The 20,430-nt window shown below is 42.5% G+C and carries 18 protein-coding genes; 15 read left to right on the top strand and 3 right to left on the bottom strand.

From position 1 onward, the window contains the following. Positions 1-505: 505 nt before the first annotated feature. Together aceB and aceA are read left to right on the top strand one after the other, a co-directional pair. The gene (gene aceB, locus ACM2FC_RS14770) at positions 506-2,125 is read left to right on the top strand and encodes a malate synthase A (RefSeq protein WP_498481728.1); all 1,620 of its coding nucleotides are present in this window, start codon (positions 506-508) and stop codon (positions 2,123-2,125) included. 92 nt (positions 2,126-2,217) lie between these two features. Next, complete coding sequence (aceA, locus tag ACM2FC_RS14765) at positions 2,218-3,528, top strand: isocitrate lyase (protein WP_498481727.1); 1,311 nt, start codon at positions 2,218-2,220, stop codon at positions 3,526-3,528. A gap of 85 nt (positions 3,529-3,613) precedes the next feature. On the opposite strand, the gene ACM2FC_RS14760 is transcribed toward aceA, so the two are convergent. Beyond that, positions 3,614-4,063: a CBS domain-containing protein gene (locus ACM2FC_RS14760; RefSeq protein WP_498481726.1), complete on the bottom strand. Its 450-nt coding sequence runs from the start codon at positions 4,061-4,063 to the stop codon at positions 3,614-3,616. 232 nt (positions 4,064-4,295) lie between these two features. Here ACM2FC_RS14760 and ACM2FC_RS14755 point away from each other — a divergent pair, with 232 nt between their 5' ends. From ACM2FC_RS14755 to ACM2FC_RS14705, 11 genes are all read left to right on the top strand, one after another. Next, the gene (locus ACM2FC_RS14755) at positions 4,296-5,486 is read left to right on the top strand and encodes a DEAD/DEAH box helicase (protein WP_498481725.1); all 1,191 of its coding nucleotides are present in this window, start codon (positions 4,296-4,298) and stop codon (positions 5,484-5,486) included. Positions 5,487-5,608: 122 nt separating this feature from the next. Continuing rightward, entirely contained in the window at positions 5,609-5,941 is a 333-nt protein-coding gene (locus ACM2FC_RS14750; RefSeq protein WP_498481724.1) for a hypothetical protein, read from the top strand. Between the two features lie 290 nt (positions 5,942-6,231). Continuing rightward, positions 6,232-7,284: a tRNA preQ1(34) S-adenosylmethionine ribosyltransferase-isomerase QueA gene (gene queA, locus ACM2FC_RS14745; RefSeq protein WP_498481723.1), complete on the top strand. Its 1,053-nt coding sequence runs from the start codon at positions 6,232-6,234 to the stop codon at positions 7,282-7,284. A 78-nt stretch (positions 7,285-7,362) separates the two neighbouring features. Further along, the gene (tgt, locus tag ACM2FC_RS14740; protein WP_498481722.1) at positions 7,363-8,493 is read left to right on the top strand and encodes a tRNA guanosine(34) transglycosylase Tgt; all 1,131 of its coding nucleotides are present in this window, start codon (positions 7,363-7,365) and stop codon (positions 8,491-8,493) included. A 113-nt stretch (positions 8,494-8,606) separates the two neighbouring features. Next, positions 8,607-8,909 (top strand): preprotein translocase subunit YajC, encoded by a 303-nt coding sequence (gene yajC / locus ACM2FC_RS14735; RefSeq protein WP_498481721.1) that lies wholly within the window; start codon positions 8,607-8,609, stop codon positions 8,907-8,909. A gap of 73 nt (positions 8,910-8,982) precedes the next feature. Beyond that, a complete protein-coding gene (gene secD, locus ACM2FC_RS14730) occupies positions 8,983-10,839 on the top strand; it encodes a protein translocase subunit SecD (RefSeq protein WP_498481720.1) in 1,857 nt (618 codons plus the stop codon). 14 nt (positions 10,840-10,853) lie between these two features. Further along, positions 10,854-11,801, top strand: a complete 948-nt coding sequence (secF, locus tag ACM2FC_RS14725) for a protein translocase subunit SecF (protein WP_498481719.1) — start codon at positions 10,854-10,856, stop codon at positions 11,799-11,801. 170 nt (positions 11,802-11,971) lie between these two features. After that, a protein-coding gene (gene prfB / locus ACM2FC_RS14720) for a peptide chain release factor 2 (protein WP_237362875.1) occupies positions 11,972-13,070 on the top strand; the annotation gives its coding sequence in 2 pieces (ribosomal slippage) (positions 11,972-12,046 and positions 12,048-13,070; 1,098 coding nt in all). 33 nt (positions 13,071-13,103) lie between these two features. Beyond that, complete coding sequence (lysS, locus tag ACM2FC_RS14715; RefSeq protein WP_498481718.1) at positions 13,104-14,621, top strand: lysine--tRNA ligase; 1,518 nt, start codon at positions 13,104-13,106, stop codon at positions 14,619-14,621. A gap of 362 nt (positions 14,622-14,983) precedes the next feature. Then, complete coding sequence (locus ACM2FC_RS14710) at positions 14,984-16,318, top strand: sigma-54-dependent transcriptional regulator (protein ID WP_498481717.1); 1,335 nt, start codon at positions 14,984-14,986, stop codon at positions 16,316-16,318. A 463-nt stretch (positions 16,319-16,781) separates the two neighbouring features. After that, positions 16,782-17,033 carry a DUF1127 domain-containing protein gene (locus ACM2FC_RS14705; RefSeq protein ID WP_498481872.1) on the top strand — a complete coding sequence of 84 codons (252 nt, stop codon included), beginning with the start codon at positions 16,782-16,784 and terminating at the stop codon, positions 17,031-17,033. A gap of 64 nt (positions 17,034-17,097) precedes the next feature. On the opposite strand, the gene ACM2FC_RS14700 is transcribed toward ACM2FC_RS14705, so the two are convergent. Beyond that, positions 17,098-18,132: an NADP(H)-dependent aldo-keto reductase gene (locus ACM2FC_RS14700; protein ID WP_498481716.1), complete on the bottom strand. Its 1,035-nt coding sequence runs from the start codon at positions 18,130-18,132 to the stop codon at positions 17,098-17,100. A gap of 175 nt (positions 18,133-18,307) precedes the next feature. Here ACM2FC_RS14700 and ACM2FC_RS14695 point away from each other — a divergent pair, with 175 nt between their 5' ends. Continuing rightward, a complete protein-coding gene (locus ACM2FC_RS14695) occupies positions 18,308-18,610 on the top strand; it encodes a DUF6482 family protein (protein ID WP_498481715.1) in 303 nt (100 codons plus the stop codon). A gap of 9 nt (positions 18,611-18,619) precedes the next feature. On the opposite strand, the gene mutH is transcribed toward ACM2FC_RS14695, so the two are convergent. Next, entirely contained in the window at positions 18,620-19,285 is a 666-nt protein-coding gene (gene mutH, locus ACM2FC_RS14690) for a DNA mismatch repair endonuclease MutH (protein WP_498481714.1), read from the bottom strand. Positions 19,286-19,910: 625 nt separating this feature from the next. Between mutH and rppH the strand changes: the two genes are divergently transcribed. Continuing rightward, complete coding sequence (gene rppH / locus ACM2FC_RS14685; protein WP_498481713.1) at positions 19,911-20,429, top strand: RNA pyrophosphohydrolase; 519 nt, start codon at positions 19,911-19,913, stop codon at positions 20,427-20,429. The last annotated feature ends 1 nt before the right edge of the window (position 20,430 follow it).

Below are 20,430 nucleotides of genomic sequence, written 5' to 3'. Positions count from 1 at the left end.
TGTAAAATTTCACAAGTTTTAATTACTGAACCTTTCATAACTTTTCATAACTTCACACAGCTAATTTTACACTAATAGCTCTCTTCTTCTGATTAACCTTTACCTGTCAGGCATGCAATAGCAATGCTTTAGATGGTTAATCTTTGTTCATGACCGTTTGAATTTAGTTTTCTTCTTACTTATTTAAAAATCTTTCATGTAATTTAATTACGTAATTTTAGTTATTTTGTTGGCTAAATTGAGGAAAATATACCAAACGGAATAAAACTTTGAATTTCTGATTTTTATTATTTCTCACCTTTTATATCCAGCAATGTTGATGTAGTTTAAGTAATGCTAATTAGAGAGTTAAGTGGAATTTTGGAATTATTTTATTAAATGTCATTGATAGTGATTTGAATTATTAATCTCTAATAGTGCAATTATTCTGAAATCTGTCAGTCTGGGCATTTGTGGTTTGATTGTTACAAATGTAGTTTTGAAATTATTTCGAAGGAAGAGAATTATGCTTGCACAAACCTCTGAGAAAAACACCTTGTCTCAAGGTAAACTGGCCCTACAAGGGGAGTTGACGAGCGAACAGTCAGCTATCTTTCCTACCGAGGCGCAAGCTTTCCTAACTAAGCTGTGTGAGCAATTTGCCAGTAAGGTTGATGAATTACTTTTGGCCAGAGAAGAGCGTCAACATCGAATTGACAATGGAGAGCTACCGAACTTCCTAGAAGAGACCCAAGATATCCGCGAAGGCAGTTGGAAAATTTTGGGCATTCCAAATGATTTAAAAGACCGTCGAGTAGAAATAACCGGACCAACTGATAGAAAAATGGTTATTAATGCTCTGAACGCGAACGTAAAAGTGTTTATGGCTGACTTTGAAGATTCACTGTCGCCAGCTTGGGATAAGGTGCTCGATGGTCAAATTAACTTGAGGGACGCAGTTAAGGGGACAATTAGTTACACCAACCCGAGTAACGGTAAACAATACCAACTTTCATCTGACCCCGCCGTGCTAATTTGCCGTGTTCGAGGTTTACATCTAAAAGAAAAGCACGTGACTTTTGAAGGGAATATAATTCCTGGCGCCTTGTTTGATTTTGCTGTCTATTTCTTTAATAACTACAAAGCATTATTAGCGAAAGGTAGTGGACCTTATTTTTATATACCTAAACTTCAGTCTCACCATGAAGCAAAATGGTGGAGTGAGGTATTTCATTTCACGGAAACTTATTTTGGTCTTGATACTGGCACCATTAAAGCGACAGTTTTAATTGAAACCTTGCCCGCAGTATTTGAGATGGATGAAATTCTATTCTCATTGAAAGAACATATTGTAGGTCTAAATTGTGGTCGTTGGGATTATATATTTAGCTATATCAAAACATTGAGAAATTATCCTGAACGAGTTCTACCTGATAGACAAGTTGTGACTATGGACAAGCCGTTTTTAAATGCTTATTCAAGATTGCTTGTCAAAACTTGTCATAGACGAGGCGCATTTGCGATGGGAGGAATGGCAGCCTTTATCCCTTCCAAAGATCCTACGGTGAACCAACAGGTTCTCGACAAGATCAACAAAGATAAATCACTTGAAGCCAACAATGGTCATGATGGTACTTGGGTCGCTCACCCGGGACTGGCTGACACAGCGAGAAATGTATTCGATCAGGTTTTGGGAGATCGTATCAATCAGTTAGATATTTCTCGTGCCAGTGACAATGAAATTACAGCAGCCGATCTATTAGAGCCTTGTGAAGGCGATCGCACAGAGCAGGGGATGCGCCACAATATTCGCGTTGCGCTGCAATATATCGAAGCGTGGATTTCAGGAAATGGCTGCGTGCCAATCTACGGAATGATGGAAGATGCGGCAACCGCAGAAATTTCACGCGCATCTATCTGGCAATGGATTAAACACGGTAAGAGTCTAGACAACGGAGAGATAGTGACCAAAGCGCTATTTAGCCAATATCTTACTGAAGAAATTGAAGTGGTTAAGCAAGAGTTAGGAGAAGCGAGGTTTAACACTGGTCGTTTCGAGGAAGCTGCTAAGTTGATGGCAGATCTAACGACCAGCAGTGAGCTAACCAACTTTTTAACCATACCCGGTTATAACTATTTGGATTAAAAACAACGAGATTTCACACAACACAATTTCATGGAAAGCATGAGTGACAAGGAAAGCTGGGCGTAAGCCACTAACAGAATGAGGGAATGAACATGAGACTAACTCGCCGCCAACAAATCGAAGCTTTAGAAAAAGATTGGGAAACAAACCCACGCTGGAAAAATGTAAAGCGTCCTTATACTGCTGAAGAAGTGGTGGAGCTGCGTGGATCAATGGTACCAGCTAACACAATTGCGCAAAGAGGTGCAGACAAGCTGTGGTCTTTGGTCAACGGTAGCGCGAAAAAAGGCTATGTGAACTGCCTAGGTGCGCTGACAGGTGGACAAGCAGTTCAGCAAGCGAAAGCAGGTATTGAAGCAATTTACTTATCTGGCTGGCAAGTTGCAGCAGATAACAATACTGCATCGACCATGTATCCTGATCAATCTCTCTATCCTGTTGACTCCGTCCCTGCAGTGGTGAAACGAATTAATAACTCATTCCGCCGCGCAGACCAAATCCAATGGTCATCGGGCAAAACTCCAGAAGATGAAGGTGGTATTGATTATTTTCTGCCTATCGTTGCTGACGCGGAAGCGGGTTTTGGTGGTGTTCTAAATGCTTATGAACTCATGAAGAACATGATTGAAGCTGGTGCGTCTGGTGTTCACTTTGAAGACCAACTAGCGTCGGTTAAGAAATGTGGGCATATGGGTGGTAAAGTTCTTGTGCCAACTCAAGAAGCTGTGCAAAAGCTAGTGGCTGCTCGCCTTGCTGCTGACGTTGCTGGCACTACTACATTGGTTATCGCGCGTACCGATGCGAATGCTGCAGACCTAATGACATCAGATTGCGATCCGTATGATAGAGACTTCATTGAAGGGGATCGCACTCCAGAAGGGTTCTTTAGAGTGAAAGCTGGCATCGACCAAGCGATTTCACGTGGCCTTGCGTATGCGCCATATGCAGATTTAATTTGGTGTGAAACGGCTAAGCCATGCTTGGATGAAGCACGTAAATTCGCTGAAGCTATTCACAAGCAATACCCAGATCAGCTTCTAGCATACAACTGTTCTCCATCATTCAACTGGGAGAAAAACTTGGATGCTGAAACTATCGCTAAGTTCCAGCAAGAGCTGGCCAACATGGGTTACAAGTACCAGTTCATCACTCTAGCGGGTATCCACAATATGTGGTTCAACATGTTTGAGCTTGCGCATGATTATGCGAAAGGTGAAGGCATGCGCCACTATGTTGAAAAAGTTCAACGTCCTGAGTTTGAAGCAGCAGAAAAAGGCTATACATTTGTGGCTCACCAACAAGAAGTGGGTACAGGCTACTTTGACAAAGTGACTAACACTATTCAAGGCGGAAACTCTTCAGTTACAGCCCTGACAGGCTCAACTGAAGAAGATCAATTCTAACAAGTAATCCAGAAGTATTGTCCATTTTGAGCGGCGTAAGCCGCTCTTTTTTGGTATGACGGATAGGCACTAATAAAATATTATATTAACTAAATGTGCTGTACTCTTCTGGCTCTGTATCTTCTTGTAACTCAAGTAGGTTTATTGCGATAGCAACAAAATCACTGTCTGTTATGATGCCAACTAACTTACCGTCTTCAACCACGGGAAGGCTACCCACTTTATGCTTTTGCATATATTTCGCACTTTCTTTGAGCCCCGCACTTGGATCGGCTGTCATGAGCTCGGTATGCATGACTTCATTTAAAGGGGTGTTCAGTGTGTAGGACTGATCATCAGATATCTTGTGTAAGCTAGACTCCTGCGCGGCGAGAACATCTCTTTGAGTCACGATTCCGTACAATTTATTTTCTGAGTCGACGATTGGGATATGGCGAATATCGAACTTTTTCATTGCCTCTTTTGCATCTAAAAGTCTGTCAGAGCGTAATAAAGTATGTGGGCTACGCGTCATCATATCTTCTACTTTAATCATGCGGGCCTCCGGCTTCCTGATTGCATGACTTTACTATAGAAAATTCTAGTAGGGTGAATTGGGAGGTGGTTCCGTTTTTTAGCGACTAAACCATAATTTTTGTAATGATATTTTGCGATAGCCGGCGTATTGCTATGCAATGAAGAACAATCTGGAAATTACTTGGAAAGCAATGTGCGCATGTTAGAATGCGCCACCGCATTCGACTACCTGACCCATATCGAGATAACCTATGCCATTCTCCAAATTAGGACTAAGCAAGCCCCTTCTTCAAGCCATCACTGAACTGGGTTATGACAAACCAACTGAGATTCAAGAAAAGGCAATTCCGCTCGTTCTTTCAGGGCAGAACCTGATTGCAGCGGCTCAAACGGGGACAGGTAAAACCGCCAGTTTTGTATTACCGATTTTGGATATGTTGAGCAAAGGTGAAACGAAGCGTAAAAAGCGTATTCGAGCACTCGTCTTAACGCCGACAAGAGAGCTGGCGATTCAGGTGAATAACAGTATTGGAGAATATGGTAAGCACCTCAACTTAACATCGACGGCAGTATACGGTGGTGTGAGCGAAAAGCCGCAGAAGCAACAGCTAATTGATGGCATTGATATTCTTGTTGCCACTCCAGGTAGGTTATTGGATCTATACGGCCAGCACGCGGTTTACTTTGAAGAAGTCGAAACCCTTGTTCTTGATGAAGCAGATAGAATGCTCGACATGGGCTTTATTGAAGACATCAATAAAATTATTGCTCGTTTGCCACAAGACATTCAAAACTTACTCTTCTCTGCAACACTGTCGAACCCTGTCCGTGACTTGGCGAAATCAGCGATTGACCAGCCAGCTGAGATTTCCATTGCCAAGCACAGCGCATCTAAAGCTAACATTGAGCAATGGCTGATCACAGTTGATAAAGATAAGAAATCGGCCTTGCTAAGCCATTTGATTCAAGAAAATAACTGGGACCAAGCGCTAATCTTTATTGAAACCAAAAAAGGTGCGGCGAAGCTAGTTTCTCAACTAGAAAAGCGTGGTATTGCAGCAGAATCATTTCACAGTGGCCGAAGCCAAGAAGTGCGTTCTAAACTGCTGAACGACTTTAAAAATGGTCGTATCAAATTTCTAGTGGCAACCGGTGTTGCCGCACGTGGAATTGATATTGAAAACCTGACTCGTGTACTCAATTACGACTTACCGTTCCCTGCGGATGAATACGTTCACCGTATTGGCCGTACAGGTCGCGCAAGCGCAAAAGGAGAGGCAATCTCTTTCGTATCCCGCGATAACTTTAAAAACCTGTGCATGATTGAAAGCCGTTTAGGCCATTTAATTGAGCGCCGAGAAGTAGAAGGGTTCACACCAAAAAAAGAAGTGCCAGTCTCAATTCTAAACTACGTGCCAAAACATAAGCGCGATAACGGTTAGTATCAGCTTTGCTAATAACTAAGGCTACGATTTAATAATTCACAGCAGGTATTAGTTATTGCTTATAGAGTAACTTTGAAATGTGGTGGGATTGTTAAGATTCAAGGGAAAGAAAACATACGATGGAATGGTTAAAAAAAGTAAATACGTCGAAATTAGTATTTATTGCTTTCGTTATAATAGTGTCGGTTGCGATCAATCTGTATTTAGACTCTACAGATAAAGACTTATCTAAAGCAGAAAGTTGGTTATCTAAGCAAGAGCAAGTGACTAAGATGGTAGGTGAAAGTCCTACTTTTTCAGTTGTTCAAACCATTTATGTACAAGGTGGTCCAACAGAGCCTAAGTTTAAACTTTACACGATAATAATTACTGGAAGTAACGGTAAAATGACAGTAAAGACGAAAGTAGTTCCACAAACCAATCATATAAGTATGAATGTTCTTGGCTACTAAGCTAAATATTAGGCTACGTGATGAGCCAGCCAACTTTTTGCCACACTTTGAAAGTATATCGATTGTTGAGGGGGAGAGCTTTGCTTTCATTCTGAAAGTCGAAAAGTTACTTAAATATCGAGAGTAGAAGCTCAATCGCATTTGGTTTGTGCGATTGTTCTCCTCGATGACTTTATACTCCCATTTACCTTCGTTATGCATATCTACTTGCTATTGCGCGCTCTAGGCATATACTAGTCCGCTGCGAAAATGTTCGCTTTAGATTTTGTTCACTACGCAAGACCAGTAAAATGCAAGTTTCAGATTTTCACTTCGACCTTCCAGATGAGCTTATTGCTCGTTACCCGCAGCCTGAGCGCAGTGCTAGCCGCCTATTGCAGTTAGACGGAAATAGTGGCGAGGTTACCGACAGCACATTTAAAGATCTGCTCGATCAAGTTCAACCCGGCGATTTGATGGTATTTAATAATACCCGAGTTATTCCTGCGCGCATGTTTGGTCGTAAAGCTTCTGGCGGAAAGCTAGAAGTGTTAGTGGAAAGAATGCTTGATGAGCATACCATTCTTGCTCACGTTCGCTGCTCCAAATCACCGAAAGCAGGCAGCTTTATTTTTATTGGTGAGAATGACGAATATCAAGCAGAAATGGTTGCCAGACATGACTCATTATTTGAACTGAAATTCACGTCAGATAAAGCGGTTCTAGAGATTTTAAATGAAATCGGCCACATGCCTCTGCCACCGTATATCGATAGACCAGATGAAGATAGCGATAAAGAACGCTATCAAACGGTTTATAACGAAAAACCGGGTGCAGTTGCTGCTCCTACGGCTGGTCTTCACTTTGACGATGAGCTTTTAGAGAAGATTAAAGCTAAAGGCGTGGAACTCGCTTTTGTTACTTTGCACGTCGGCGCGGGTACATTCCAGCCAGTGAAAGTGGACAATGTTCTTGAGCACCACATGCACGCTGAATATGTCGAAGTGCCGGAAGAGGTAGTGAGTGCGATTCATGCAACGAAACAGCGTGGCGGACGAATCATTGCTGTCGGCACGACGTCGGTTCGATCGCTCGAAAGTGCTGCACAATCAGCAAAAGCGAAGGGCACTGAACTGGTTCCGTTCTTTGGTGATACAGAAATCTTTATCTACCCAGGTTATGAATACTTGTTGGTGGATTGCTTAGTAACGAATTTCCACCTACCAGAATCAACACTTATCATGTTGGTCAGCGCTTTTGCAGGCTTTGACAACGTGATGAACGCTTATAAACATGCGGTTGAGCAGAAGTATCGTTTCTTTAGTTATGGCGATGCGATGTTCATTAGCAAAAAGACAAAATAATTTGGACGCGGCAAGCTAATGCTTGTTGGCGTGAGGGTCATTGGTGTCAGATTGTTTCTCTGGCACATTGGAGGCTTTGTGAAAGTACAATATGAACTGAAAAAGACAAACGGCAACGCTCGCCGTGGTCAACTAACCTTTGAGCGTGGCACCGTTCAAACCCCTGCATTTATGCCTGTCGGTACATACGGCACAGTAAAAGGCATGACCCCTGAAGAGGTGAAAGGTACAGGCGCTGAGATCTTGCTTGGCAATACGTTCCACCTATGGCTTCGTCCAGGTCAAGAAGTGATGAAAATGCATGGTGATTTGCACGACTTTATGAACTGGCAAGGTCCTATCTTGACTGATTCAGGTGGTTTCCAAGTATTCAGTCTTGGTGATATCCGTAAGATCACCGAAGAAGGTGTTCACTTCCGTAATCCTGTAAATGGCGACAAAATTTTCATGGATGCAGAAAAGTCGATGGAGATCCAAAAAGACCTCGGCTCTGACGTCGTGATGATCTTTGATGAGTGTACGCCATATCCAGCAACGCACGATGAAGCAAAGAAATCGATGGAAATGTCCCTGCGTTGGGCACAGCGTTCACGCGATCATTTCGATAAGCTCGAAAACCAAAACTCACTATTCGGTATCGTGCAAGGTGGGGTTTACGAAGATCTTCGTGATGTTTCTGTCAAAGGCTTAACCGATATTGGTTTCGATGGTTATGCGGTTGGCGGTTTAGCTGTTGGTGAGCCAAAGGAAGATATGCACCGTGTTCTTGAGCACACTTGCCCTCAGTTGCCTGAAGACAAACCACGCTACCTCATGGGTGTGGGTAAGCCAGAGGATTTGGTGGAAGGTGTACGTCGTGGTATCGATATGTTCGATTGCGTAATGCCGACGCGAAATGCTCGTAATGGTCACTTGTTCGTGACAGGTGGAGTGATTAAGATCCGTAATGCGAAGCACAAGACAGACACAACACCGCTAGATCCAGAATGTGATTGCTACACATGTAAGAATTACTCTAAATCTTACTTGCATCACCTAGATCGTTGTAACGAAATATTAGGAGCCCGTTTAAATACGATCCATAATTTGCGTTACTATCAGCGTCTAATGGAAAGCATCCGTAAAGCTATTGATGAAGATCGCTTCGACGAATTTGTGAGCGAGTTCTATGCTCGTCGAAACAGAGAAGTGCCACCATTGGCAAAATAGAGACACTTACCGTATCCGAGTTATCATTATTGGCACGCGGCCAATAGGCATAACCCGGTAAATAGGGTAGTTTAAGGCTAGAAATTAATACCAATTAAGAGGAAATTTTTATTATGGGTACAGCTCAGCAAGGCGGCGGCTTCGAAATGCTAATCATGTTAGCGATGTTCGCAGTGATTTTTTACTTCATGATTTACCGTCCGCAAGCCAAGCGTGCTAAAGAGCATAAAAATTTGATGGCTTCAATGAGCAAAGGTGATGAAGTGCTAACAAGCGGTGGCTTAGTTGGTAAAATCACTAAAATTGCAGAAGGCAACGATTACATTTCAATCGAGCTAAACGCAAGCAATGAAGTCGTTATCAAGCGAGACTTCGTAACAGCCGTACTACCAAAAGGCACAATTAAGTCTCTATAAAATTCAATCTACTCAAGTGACCTAAACTCTTCACCGACAGGTCACTTGAGCACAACAGCTAAAGGATCTTGCTGTGTTAAACCGTTACCCCCTATGGAAGTATTTGATGGTAATGTTGATTATCGTCATTGGCGCGTTGTATGCCCTTCCAAATATCTACGGTGAAGATCCAGCTATACAAGTGACAGGAACGCGTGGCGCTTCTGTCGATTTGTCAACGTTGGACACTGTCACCAATATCTTAAAAAAAGATAACCTTTCTTATAAATCCATTGCACTTGAAAACGGTTCAGTTCTGGTACGTTTTTCAAATACCGATACTCAAATCAAAGCACGTGATGCCATTTCTCAAGCTCTTGGAAATCAATTGATTGTCGCGTTGAACCTTGCTCCAGCCACCCCTACTTGGTTGGCTGATATTGGTGGCGCACCAATGAAACTTGGCCTCGACTTACGTGGTGGTGTTCACTTCTTGATGGAAGTGGATATGGACGCAGCACTGGAAAAACTGATTGGCCAGCAAATTGAGTCTTTCCGTATTGAGCTCAGAGAAGCAAGTATTCGTTATCGCTCTATTCGTCCATTTGACAAAGAGATGGCAGAAGTTGTTTTGCGCAATGAAGCTCAGCTCGAACAAGCTAAAGTGCTGCTAGAGAAAAAACACCCAGATATGGTGTTCACTGAAGTGACTAGCGATGGCAAGTTTGCCCTCAAAGCGCGCTTCACTGATGCGCGAATCAAGGAAGTACAAAACTACGCAGTGAACCAAAATATCACGATTTTGCGTAATCGTGTGAATGAACTTGGTGTCGCGGAGCCTTTAGTTCAGCGTCAAGGAGCAAACCGTATTGTTGTTGAATTGCCGGGTGTACAAGATACCGCGCGCGCAAAAGAGATCTTGGGCGCAACGGCGACGCTTGAATTCCATGCGGTGGACGAAGGTGCCGACAGAACAGCTGCGGCGAAAGGCTATGCGCCACCGGGAAGTGAAATTGTTCCTGACAGAGATGGCCGCCCAGTTGTGCTGAAAAAGCGTGTGATTCTTGGTGGTTCAAGCATTACCGATGCCTCTTCAAGTGCGGATGAATATGGTCGCCCACAAGTGAATATCTCCCTTGATAGTGAAGGGGGAGCGAAAATGGCGGCATTCTCAAAACAGAACATCGGCAAGCTGATGGCGACTGTGTTTGCTGAATACAAAGACAGCGGTAAACGCACACCAGAAGGCAAAGTCATTCTTTCTAAACATGAAGAAGTGATTAATCAAGCCACCATCCAGTCTGCTTTGGGACGTAGTTTCAGAATCACTGGCATTGATTCGGCTGCAGAAGCGCATAACTTAGCGTTGCTGTTGCGTGCAGGCGCATTGATTGCGCCTATCTCTATCGTTGAGGAGCGCACTATTGGTCCTTCAATGGGGCAGCAAAATATCGATAAGGGTGTAGCCGCTTGTATCTGGGGTATGGTTGCCGTGATGCTGTTTACCATGATTTATTATCGTGGTTTTGGACTTATCGCCAACTGCGCACTGATGGCTAACTTAGTGCTGATCATTGGCGTGATGTCGATGATTCCGGGGGCAACAATGACCTTGCCTGGTATTGCCGGTATCGTTCTAACCGTAGGTATGGCAGTGGATGCTAACGTGCTGATATTCGAGCGAATACGGGAAGAGCTTCGAGAGGGACGAAACCCTCAGCAAGCTATTCACCAAGGGTACGCTAACGCCTTTAGTACCATTGCTGATGCGAACATTACGACGCTTATTACTGCGATTATTTTGTTTGCGGTGGGGACTGGCGCAATCAAAGGGTTCGCGGTGACCTTATCTATCGGTATTATCACCTCCATGTTTACTGCCATTATTGGGACACGCTGTATCGTGAACCTAATTTATGGCGGCAAGCGCGTCTCTAAACTGTCGATCTAAGGCTGGGAATAATTATGTTTCAGATTCTAAAAGCAGGTAACACGATCGACTTCATGAGTCGCTCTAAATACGCCTTTATGCTGTCCATTTTGATGGTAGGAGCTTCGATATTTGTTTTGTCCACAAAATGGCTTAACTGGGGACTAGATTTCACTGGTGGTACGTTGATTGAGATTGGCTTTGAGCAACCTGCTGATCTCCCACAAATACGTCAAGCGCTCGAGAAGGAAGGCTTTGGTGATGCGATAGTTCAGAACTTTGGTTCATCACAAGATGTAATGGTTCGATTACGGCCAAGAGAAGGCGTTGCAGGTGAAACCTTAGGTAATCAAATCTTATCTATCGTTAAATCTGGTACGGGCGAATCTGTCGAAATGCGCCGGATCGAGTTTGTTGGCCCGAACGTTGGTGGTGAGCTGGCAGAAGCGGGTGGCCTAGCGATTTTAATCTCGCTGATTTGTATCTTGATGTATGTCTCGGTGCGTTTTGAATGGCGTTTGGCGGCTGGTGCTGTGTTAGCTCTCGCGCACGATGTCATCATTACCTTGGGCGTGTTCTCATTGCTTCAAATTGAGGTTGACCTAACTATTGTTGCGGCGCTATTGACGGTTGTGGGTTACTCGCTGAACGATACCATTGTTGTGTTTGACCGTATTCGTGAAAACTTCCGCAAGGTTCGTAAAGGTAAGCCAAGTGAGATAATCAATAGCTCCATAACCCAAACGCTAAGCCGTACTTTGATTACATCAGGTACAACGTTGTTTGTGGTTATTGCGTTGTTCTTGAAAGGCGGAGCAATGATTCACGGTTTTGCTACTGCGTTGCTATTAGGTATCACTGTTGGTACATACTCATCAATTTATGTCGCTTCGGCATTAGCGTTGCGATTAGGTATCACCAAAGAACACTTAATGCCTCCTCAAGTGGAAAAAGAAGGCGCTGAGTTCGACAGCATGCCGTAATTGTATTTCCAACGTAGAATGCCGCTAATTCAATGAATTAATTGAGTGGCGGCATTTTTCTTTTTAGAATCCAGTCATCTCGCCCTGTCTATTATAAATTTCCCTGTATATTCGTCACATTTTTAAGTAGAATCCTTCGGTTAAATTCTACACATAAATGCAAAACAAAAATGTTTGAAATCAATCCAATTAAAAACCGCTTACAGGATGTGTCTGAGCGCACAAATATCCTGAGGGGGTATCTTTGACTATGACGCGAAGAAAGAGCGTCTAGAAGAGGTAAATGCTGAACTTGAACAGCCTGATGTCTGGAACGAGCCAGAGCGAGCACAAGCGCTTGGTAAAGAGCGTTCTTCGTTAGAAGCTGTTGTTGAAACCATCGATTTACTTGACCAAGGTGTCGAAGATGTTGACGGTTTGCTTGAACTCGCTGTTGAAGAAGAAGATCAAGAAACGTTTGATGAAATTGAGCCAGAGTTGGCTGAGCTTGAAGCTAAATTAGCAAAGTTAGAGTTTCGTCGTATGTTCTCTGGCGATCACGACGCATCAGATTGCTACATTGATTTGCAGTCAGGCTCTGGTGGTACGGAAGCGCAAGACTGGACTTCTATGCTACTTCGCATGTATTTGCGTTGGGCCGAAGCAAAAGGCTTTAAAACAGAAGTGATTGAAGTGTCAGAGGGTGAAGTTGCCGGTTTGAAAGGGGCAACAGTACGTATCTCTGGTGAGTACGCTTATGGTTGGCTTCGTACTGAAACTGGCGTACATCGTTTGGTTCGTAAGTCTCCATTTGATTCAAGCGGCCGCAGACATACTTCATTTGCATCAGCATTTATTTATCCTGAGATTGATGACAATATTGAAATTGATATTAACCCAGCCGATTTACGTATCGATGTTTACCGCGCTTCGGGTGCTGGTGGTCAGCACGTAAACACGACTGAGTCAGCGGTACGTATTACTCACTTGCCGACCAATACTGTGGTTCAATGTCAAAACGACCGTTCGCAGCATAAGAATAAAGACCAAGCAATGAAGCAGCTACGTGCAAAATTGTTTGAGCTAGAAATTCAAAAACAAAATGCAGAAAAACAAGCGAACGAAGATGCGAAATCTGATATCGGTTGGGGCAGCCAAATTCGCTCTTACGTATTAGATGATGCACGAATTAAAGATTTACGCACTGGCGTAGAAAACCGTAATACTCAAGCGGTTCTCGACGGTGATTTAGACAAATTTATCGAAGCCAGCCTGAAATCAGGCCTTTAAGCTTTTTACCGACCAAATAGGGTACATCGAAAAATGACAGATGCTATTCAAACTGACAACTTACAAGAAGAAAATAAACTCATTGCGGAACGTCGTGCCAAGCTAGACGAAATTCGTAAGGGCTGTAAGGCAAATGGCCACCCAAATGACTTTCGTCGTGAAAATCTAGCAGGTGACTTACAAAAAGAGTTCGGTGAAAAGAGCAAAGAAGAGCTTGAAGAGCTAAACCATGTTGTCGCCGTTGCTGGCCGTATCATGGCAAAGCGTGGCCCATTCTTGGTAATTCAAGAAACATCTGGTCGCATTCAAGCTTACGCTGCAAAACCAGTTCAAAAAGAGCTTAAAGAGAAATATCAAGGTCTTGATATCGGTGACATCATCGGTGTGAAGGGGGCTCTGCATAAATCAGGTAAAGGTGATCTTTACGTGAATATGGAAGAATATGAGCTGCTAACTAAAGCACTTCGTCCTCTTCCAGAGAAATTCCATGGGCTAACAGATCAAGAGATGCGTTATCGTCAGCGTTATGTTGATTTAATCGTTAACGAAGACTCTCGCCAAGCATTTGTAGTGCGTTCTAAGGTCATGTCTGCTATCCGTAATTTCATGATCTCTAAACAGTTCATGGAAGTTGAAACGCCAATGATGCACGTTATCCCTGGTGGTGCGAGTGCACGTCCATTTATCACGCACCACAATGCGTTAGACATGCCGATGTATCTGCGTATTGCTCCTGAGTTATATCTGAAGCGTCTAGTAGTTGGTGGTTTCGATCGTGTATTCGAAATTAACCGTAACTTCCGTAACGAAGGCCTTTCTCCACGTCACAACCCAGAATTCACTATGATGGAATTCTATATGGCGTACGCTGATTACAAAGATCTTATGGACCTAACGGAAGAGCTATTAAGCTCTATCGCTTTAGAAGTTCTAGGCTCTACGTCTATGCCTTACGGTGAAGAAACAGTTGAATTTGGTGGCACTTACGCTCGCATGAGCATGTTTGAGGCTATCAAACATTACAACCCAGATCATGAACAAATCCAAGCGTTAACTGAAGAAGATATTCAAGACCGTGACTTGATGGTTTCTATCGCGAAATCTGTTCACGTTGAGGTAGAAAGCTTCTGGACATGTGGTCAGCTTCTAGAAGAAATCTTTGGTGAAACAGCAGAACCTAAGCTAATGCAGCCAACGTTCATCACTGGTTACCCTGCTGATATTTCTCCACTTGCTCGTCGTAGTGATGATAACCCATTCTTCACCGATCGTTTTGAATTCTTCATCGGTGGCCGTGAAGTAGCAAATGGCTTCTCAGAGCTTAACGATGCAGAAGATCAAGATGCTCGCTTTAAAGCACAGGTTGAAGCAAAAGAGTCTGGTGACGATGAAGCAATGTTTTACGATGCAGACTACATTACTGCGCTAGAACACGGCCTACCGCCGACAGCTGGTCAAGGTATTGGTATTGATCGTCTCGTAATGCTGTTTACCAATACACACACTATTCGTGACGTGATTCTATTCCCGGCGATGCGCCCGCAAGGATAATTACGACTACACGCTGTTTTAAAAGCCACTTTTCGAAGTGGCTTTTTTGATCCCAAATACTTTTATCGTCTTTTCATATTGAGTTCTATCTAGAAATTACCTTTTTCATGAAGTGATTAACGACGTGATTTAAAAAATCTTGCCTGTTTTCCTCATATCAACAAAATTTCTACCTAGGGATTTTTGGTTAAAAAATGTCCAAATTTAGCTAAGTACCTCAGCCTAAATATGGAAAAGTCTCAAATTTGAGTCTAGTCTTAATTATGAGATAAATGTCGCATGACAACTTATTGTCTCGCTTTTCAAAAAATAAAAATCAGCTAGAAATTACTGCAAAACGGCTTAAACATAGGAGAGTTTAAATGGCTAGTCAGTTTCGTATGGATTCGAAGCCTGGAGCACTGATCCACGTTGGAGGCTCTTATGAATCCTGGCTCGCTGTATTGGAAAAAGTGGGCTGGAAGTGTACACAATGTTCCGACTTAAGGCAGGCCAACGAGCTTTTCGCTCAGACAGGCCCATGTATTGGTGTTGTCGATTTGAGTCATGATGAGTTCAGTCTCAACGGCATCGCAAACTTGGTGAGCAGTTATAAGCAAGTTAGGTGGTTGGCATTTATCCGTGAGTCCCAACTTGGCTCGGATACGATTTGCCAGTTTATTGTTAACTTCTGCATTGATTTTTTCACTGCACCGATCCCCGATGCCCAGCTACTAAGCACTATAGGCCACCAACTAGGTATGTTGAAACTGGAGAGGAAAGTTTGGCCTCACTACCATTCCACCGACAATATTGGCTTAATTGGTGAGTCTGCACCGATAAAGCGTTTGCGAGATCAAATTAAACGTATCGGGCCCACCGATGTAAGTATTCTGATCTCCGGAGAAAATGGCGTAGGGAAGGAGCTTGTTGCTTCAGCTATACATAAAACCTCTGCAAGAAGTCACAAAGAGTTTATTTCTGTCAATTGTCGGGCAATGTCGGAAAGACGCTTAGAGTGCGATCTATTTGGCATTGAGCGAGAAGATGATACTCAAATCTCCATGCTCGAACGTGCTGATGGTGGCACCATTCTGTTGAATGATGTTCTGACATTACCAAAGTCTCAGCAAGTAAATCTATTAAGATTTTTTCAAGAAGGGCGAGTTGATTCGGTAAAAGGCAGTATTGATGTTGATGTAAGGATCCTTTCTGCAAACTCTTCGGACATGGAGAAAGCTCTCATTGATGGTGAGTTCAACGAGGAGCTCTACCACTATATCAATGTGCTTCGTATTAACGTGCCTAGCTTAAAAGAGCGATCCAATGACGTAACTATATTGGCTCGACATTTCTTACAAGAGTTTTCTAAAGAGTTTAATGTTCAACCTCGTACACTTTCAGCCGAAGCGGTTGATGCTCTAGGTAACCATTATTGGCCAGGAAATGTTCGGGAGTTAATTAATCAGGTTAAGCGTGCAGTTTTGATGTCTGAAAACTCAGAGCTACAAATAGGCGATTTTGAGTTACCAACCTCGAGTGAAAGTGCTCGAAGTCTAAAAGGTATCCGTGAACGCAGTGAAAAAGAGGCTCTGCGGTTAGCACTCGAGTTTAATGAGGGCCAAGTGTCCATTGCCGCGAAAGAGTTGGGCATATCGAGAGCCACGATGTACCGTTTGCTTAACAAGCATAACCTAATCAATGAAGAACTTGTCTAGGTACATGCTCAATCTTATTATGTTGAAAAGAAATATCGATAAAAAATATATTTTTGGGTATTTCTTTCAACTTTGCTGGTATGTTTTTGTTAAAAATAGGTAAAAACTTTGTTTTTAGCTAAGTCAGTAATTTCTTGTTGCTTAATAATATCAGTAGCTTACAATTTAGTCGTAAGTAAGAATTTTACTTAACATTTATATCAATTGGATTAATTACAACTTCTAGGAGGCACATTATGAATGATTTCAAACATAACCAATGTGCTTCTAGTGATCGTAGCTTCATGCAAAGTTACTTTATTGCTTCAGCAGTAATGCCCACTTTTGCCACTACCGATCTGTAATTAATCCGCGACCTCTTAATTAGGCTGCGGGAACACAGCAGAAAATTAAGAGCGTGTCTATGCAGTCTTCTCATTTTTTGTCGCTGTTCCCCAGTCATTTTGCAAACTGGAGAGATATTATGCGTCACTCATTCTACTTAAAATTAGCCGTTTTACTTGTTAAAGCTGACCTACGTCGTAAAGAGCGTGAGTATAGAAAAGCTATCCGTCGTGAGGCTTACTTTGTACCTTACCACAACCAGCACTTGCTGAAAGATATCGGTCTAGACACAGAGGGTCGTACTGATGTGACTAGTCTACCAATTCAGGCTAAAGCAAAACGTACAGTGAGTCTTCTTAGTCAGTCATTAGAAGTGAGAGCTGTTACATAGCTTAAGGGGCTAGCGAATTTTTTTCGCTAGCCCCTTTCACTGTAATCGGTTTACGGGATACAACTTATGGGCAAGGGTTCGGAAAAGTAACGCCCACTTCCTGAATATCTTGCAAAATTTCATCAGTTAATCGGAGGTTGAGGCTTTCAATATTCGCTTCTAGCTGTACTAAGTCTGTTGCTCCAATAATATTTGAGCCAACAAAAGGTCGTTGATTAACAAAAGCTAGTGCCATCTGAGCTGGGTCTAAATCATATTTTTGTGCAATATTGATATACGCTTCGGTCGCTTTAACACCTTGTGGAGTGAAGTAACGAGAAAACCGCTCAAATAGTGTACATCTCGCTCCCTCAGGCTTGGCTCCATTTAGGTATTTACCTGTTAGGCATCCAAATGCCAATGGGGAGTATGCTAATAATTTGACGCCTTCATAATGACTTATTTCAGATAAGCCAATTTCGAAACTGCGATTGAGTAAGTTGTAAGGATTTTGAATAGAAATCACTTTTGGCAGTTCATGTTTTTCCGCTAGTCGCAAAAAGCTCATTAACCCCCATGGCGTTTCATTTGATAAGCCGATGTAGCGCACTTTGCCAGCGTTCACTAGCTCACTGAGCGCTTCTAAAGTTTCAATTAAGGTTACATCTTCTTGTTTGTCTGGATACGGGTAATTTAGCTTCCCAAAGCAGTTTGTTTGCCGTTGTGGCCAGTGTATTTGATAGAGGTCGACGTAATCCGTTTTGAGCCGCTTAAGGCTATCGTCAATTGCCAAGTGGATATTTCGTCGATCAAGAGAAGTGTTTTCTCGAATATGAGGGCAATTTCTTGGCCCAGAAACTTTTGTAGCTAGTACGACTTTTTCTCGTTTTCCTGATTTTTGCAGCCAGTTACCAATGTAAGACTCGGTTAGGCCCTGTGTCTTTGCAATAGGGGGAACGGGATACATTTCGGCTGTATCTATAAAGTTAATCCCACGTTCCAAAGCAAAATCGAGCTGGCTAAATGCTTCCGCTTCACTATTTTGCTCTCCAAAGGTCATGGTTCCTAAACACAGCTTACTGACTTCGAGTGTCGAGTTGGGGAGCTTTGTATATTCCATATGAATCTCCTTATTGCTTCTGTTACTCCAATATATGGGAAATGACCGACGTCAACAAGCGATAGGGAAGTGGGATTTCATTAATTATTATTGAGTTGCATGCAAATTACACCTTAAGTTGAGTTAGTAAATGCCGATAAATTAACTAGACTTTTAATTTAGGGGGAGATTAAAAATGAATAAAGAACAATTAAATAAATGGTTTCATGGTGCTTTGAACACCAATCATCAGCCACCGAAAGTTTATGTGATAGGTTGTTCTGGGCTGTCTCAATATTTACTTGCGGTTGAATATAAACATCAACTAGAGCCGATCAAGATTGGCGATGAACCCATCCACTATGAATCAATAGAGCGAGTAAAAGAAGAGCTGTTACGTTTAGGTGTCGATCGGGCGTATTTGCGGCTACACAATGCTTATGATGAGTGTGGGGCTAGTGATAGTCAGCGCTATTGTGATGTCGAACTCTCTTTATAGTTGAGACAACTATAAAAAGTGCCGCGCAAGTATACTCGCGGTGAACTGAGTGCGTAAGTAGAACCCTCTTGGTAGAGTTTTTATCATTTGGCCGGATGTACCATAGGCTTCTGTAAGTGCACGACTGTTTGCGGCCTTAGGGCGTATTTGCAAAGCCTCCCCCATTTTGGCTGAAATTTTGTTTACCTGACCTAACGCGATCATCTCAATTAACTCTTCCCAATCTTGTCTTAAAGTATGCTCTTCTTCTTCAGATGGAGACCAAATTAAAGGAGTACCTACTTTTCGTTCTGCCAACGGAATCTCTCTTTCACCCTCAACGGGTACCCACAATACGCGAGCTAGCTTTCTGCGTACATGGCTTGTTTCCCAAGTTGCACCGTGTATGCCAACTAAAGAGGCGACGCAGACAAATGTAGATTCCAGAGGTGTGCCAGCATAGCTAATAGGAATGCTTTTTAATTCAATGCCGAGCTTATCAAAATCTGGTTGTGGTTTACTTCCGGAAGGAGCGCCTAAGTGCCATTCTAATAGTTGGCCAACCCAGCCTTTGTCTTTTCGAAGTGAGCTAGGAATGGGTTTGTTAGCTTCTTTTGCAAGTGCTTGGAAGCTGAGTCCTGCTATTGACATCGCCCTTTCCATTAGCTCTTGCTCTGATTGAGGTTCAGGCTTCATAGGTACGTTATTGGTTGAGAAAACGTTATTCTATCAAATCATGCCGACGAAGGAAGATACAAGTCTATATGATGACAGTGAGTGCTATTTAGGCTAAAGATCATCAACTGAACTTTATCCACAGGAATTTATTTTTTCGTACGAAAGTTTTTAATCTGTATAGATAAACAGTATGTTGCGTTACTTTGTGAGCAAATCCTTTTGTAATTTATCAGTTAAGAGAGAACGAATTTGTGGATAAAGTCTCACGTGATGGATCTTTGACCATTTTGTAATGTGCTTACTTATGTATTGCCCTACTTGAAATAGTAAGGTTTTTGCTATTTATAACTGTATGTAATTTATTTGTTTTTTTATTGTCTGTTGGTTTTTTTTCAATCGTTGCTATTATTTATTCATGTAAATGATCATTTATTATTTGATTCTACACATAGTTATTCACAGAAAAGGTGAATAAAAGTCGATTCGAGAATATTTTTTGTTGATAACCTAGTTATTGACTGAAAGTTATCCAATATTGGTTTGCAAAGTCTTAAAGTGTGCGGCAAACACAATTGTAAATTTGCTCATACTAGGGATATATGGAAAAATCACTGTAATAAATGAATTTAATTGAGGTTGGCCAGTGATAGACGGCGAGGGCTACCGCTTAAATGTCGGAATAGTAATCTGCAACAGCCATGGTCAAGTCTTCTGGGCAAAACGATACGGACAACATTCTTGGCAGTTTCCTCAAGGAGGAATCGATGAAGGAGAAACTCCTGAACAAGCCATGTTTAGAGAACTATACGAGGAAGTTGGGCTAACGAAAAAAGATGTAAAAGTCGTTGCCACAAGTCGCCACTGGCTTAGGTATAAGTTACCAAAGCGATTGGTTCGGTGGGACTCAAAGCCTGTTTGTATCGGACAAAAGCAAAAGTGGTTCCTGCTACTACTCGATTGCGATGAATCTGCAATCGATATGCAGCAAGGCCACTCGCCAGAATTTGATGGATGGAGATGGGTCAGTTATTGGTACCCAGTTAGACAAGTGGTTTCGTTTAAGCGCGACGTATATCGTCGAGCGATGAAGGAGTTTGCCTCTTTAGCTATGCCATTCAAGGAAAGAAAGAAGAAAGGTAAGCGTAAAAAACGAAGAGGATAAA

The organism is Vibrio sp. A37 (assembly GCF_059777565.1).
The sequence above is the reverse complement of the archived record's forward strand: the minus strand, read 5'-3'. Positions and strand labels throughout refer to the sequence as shown.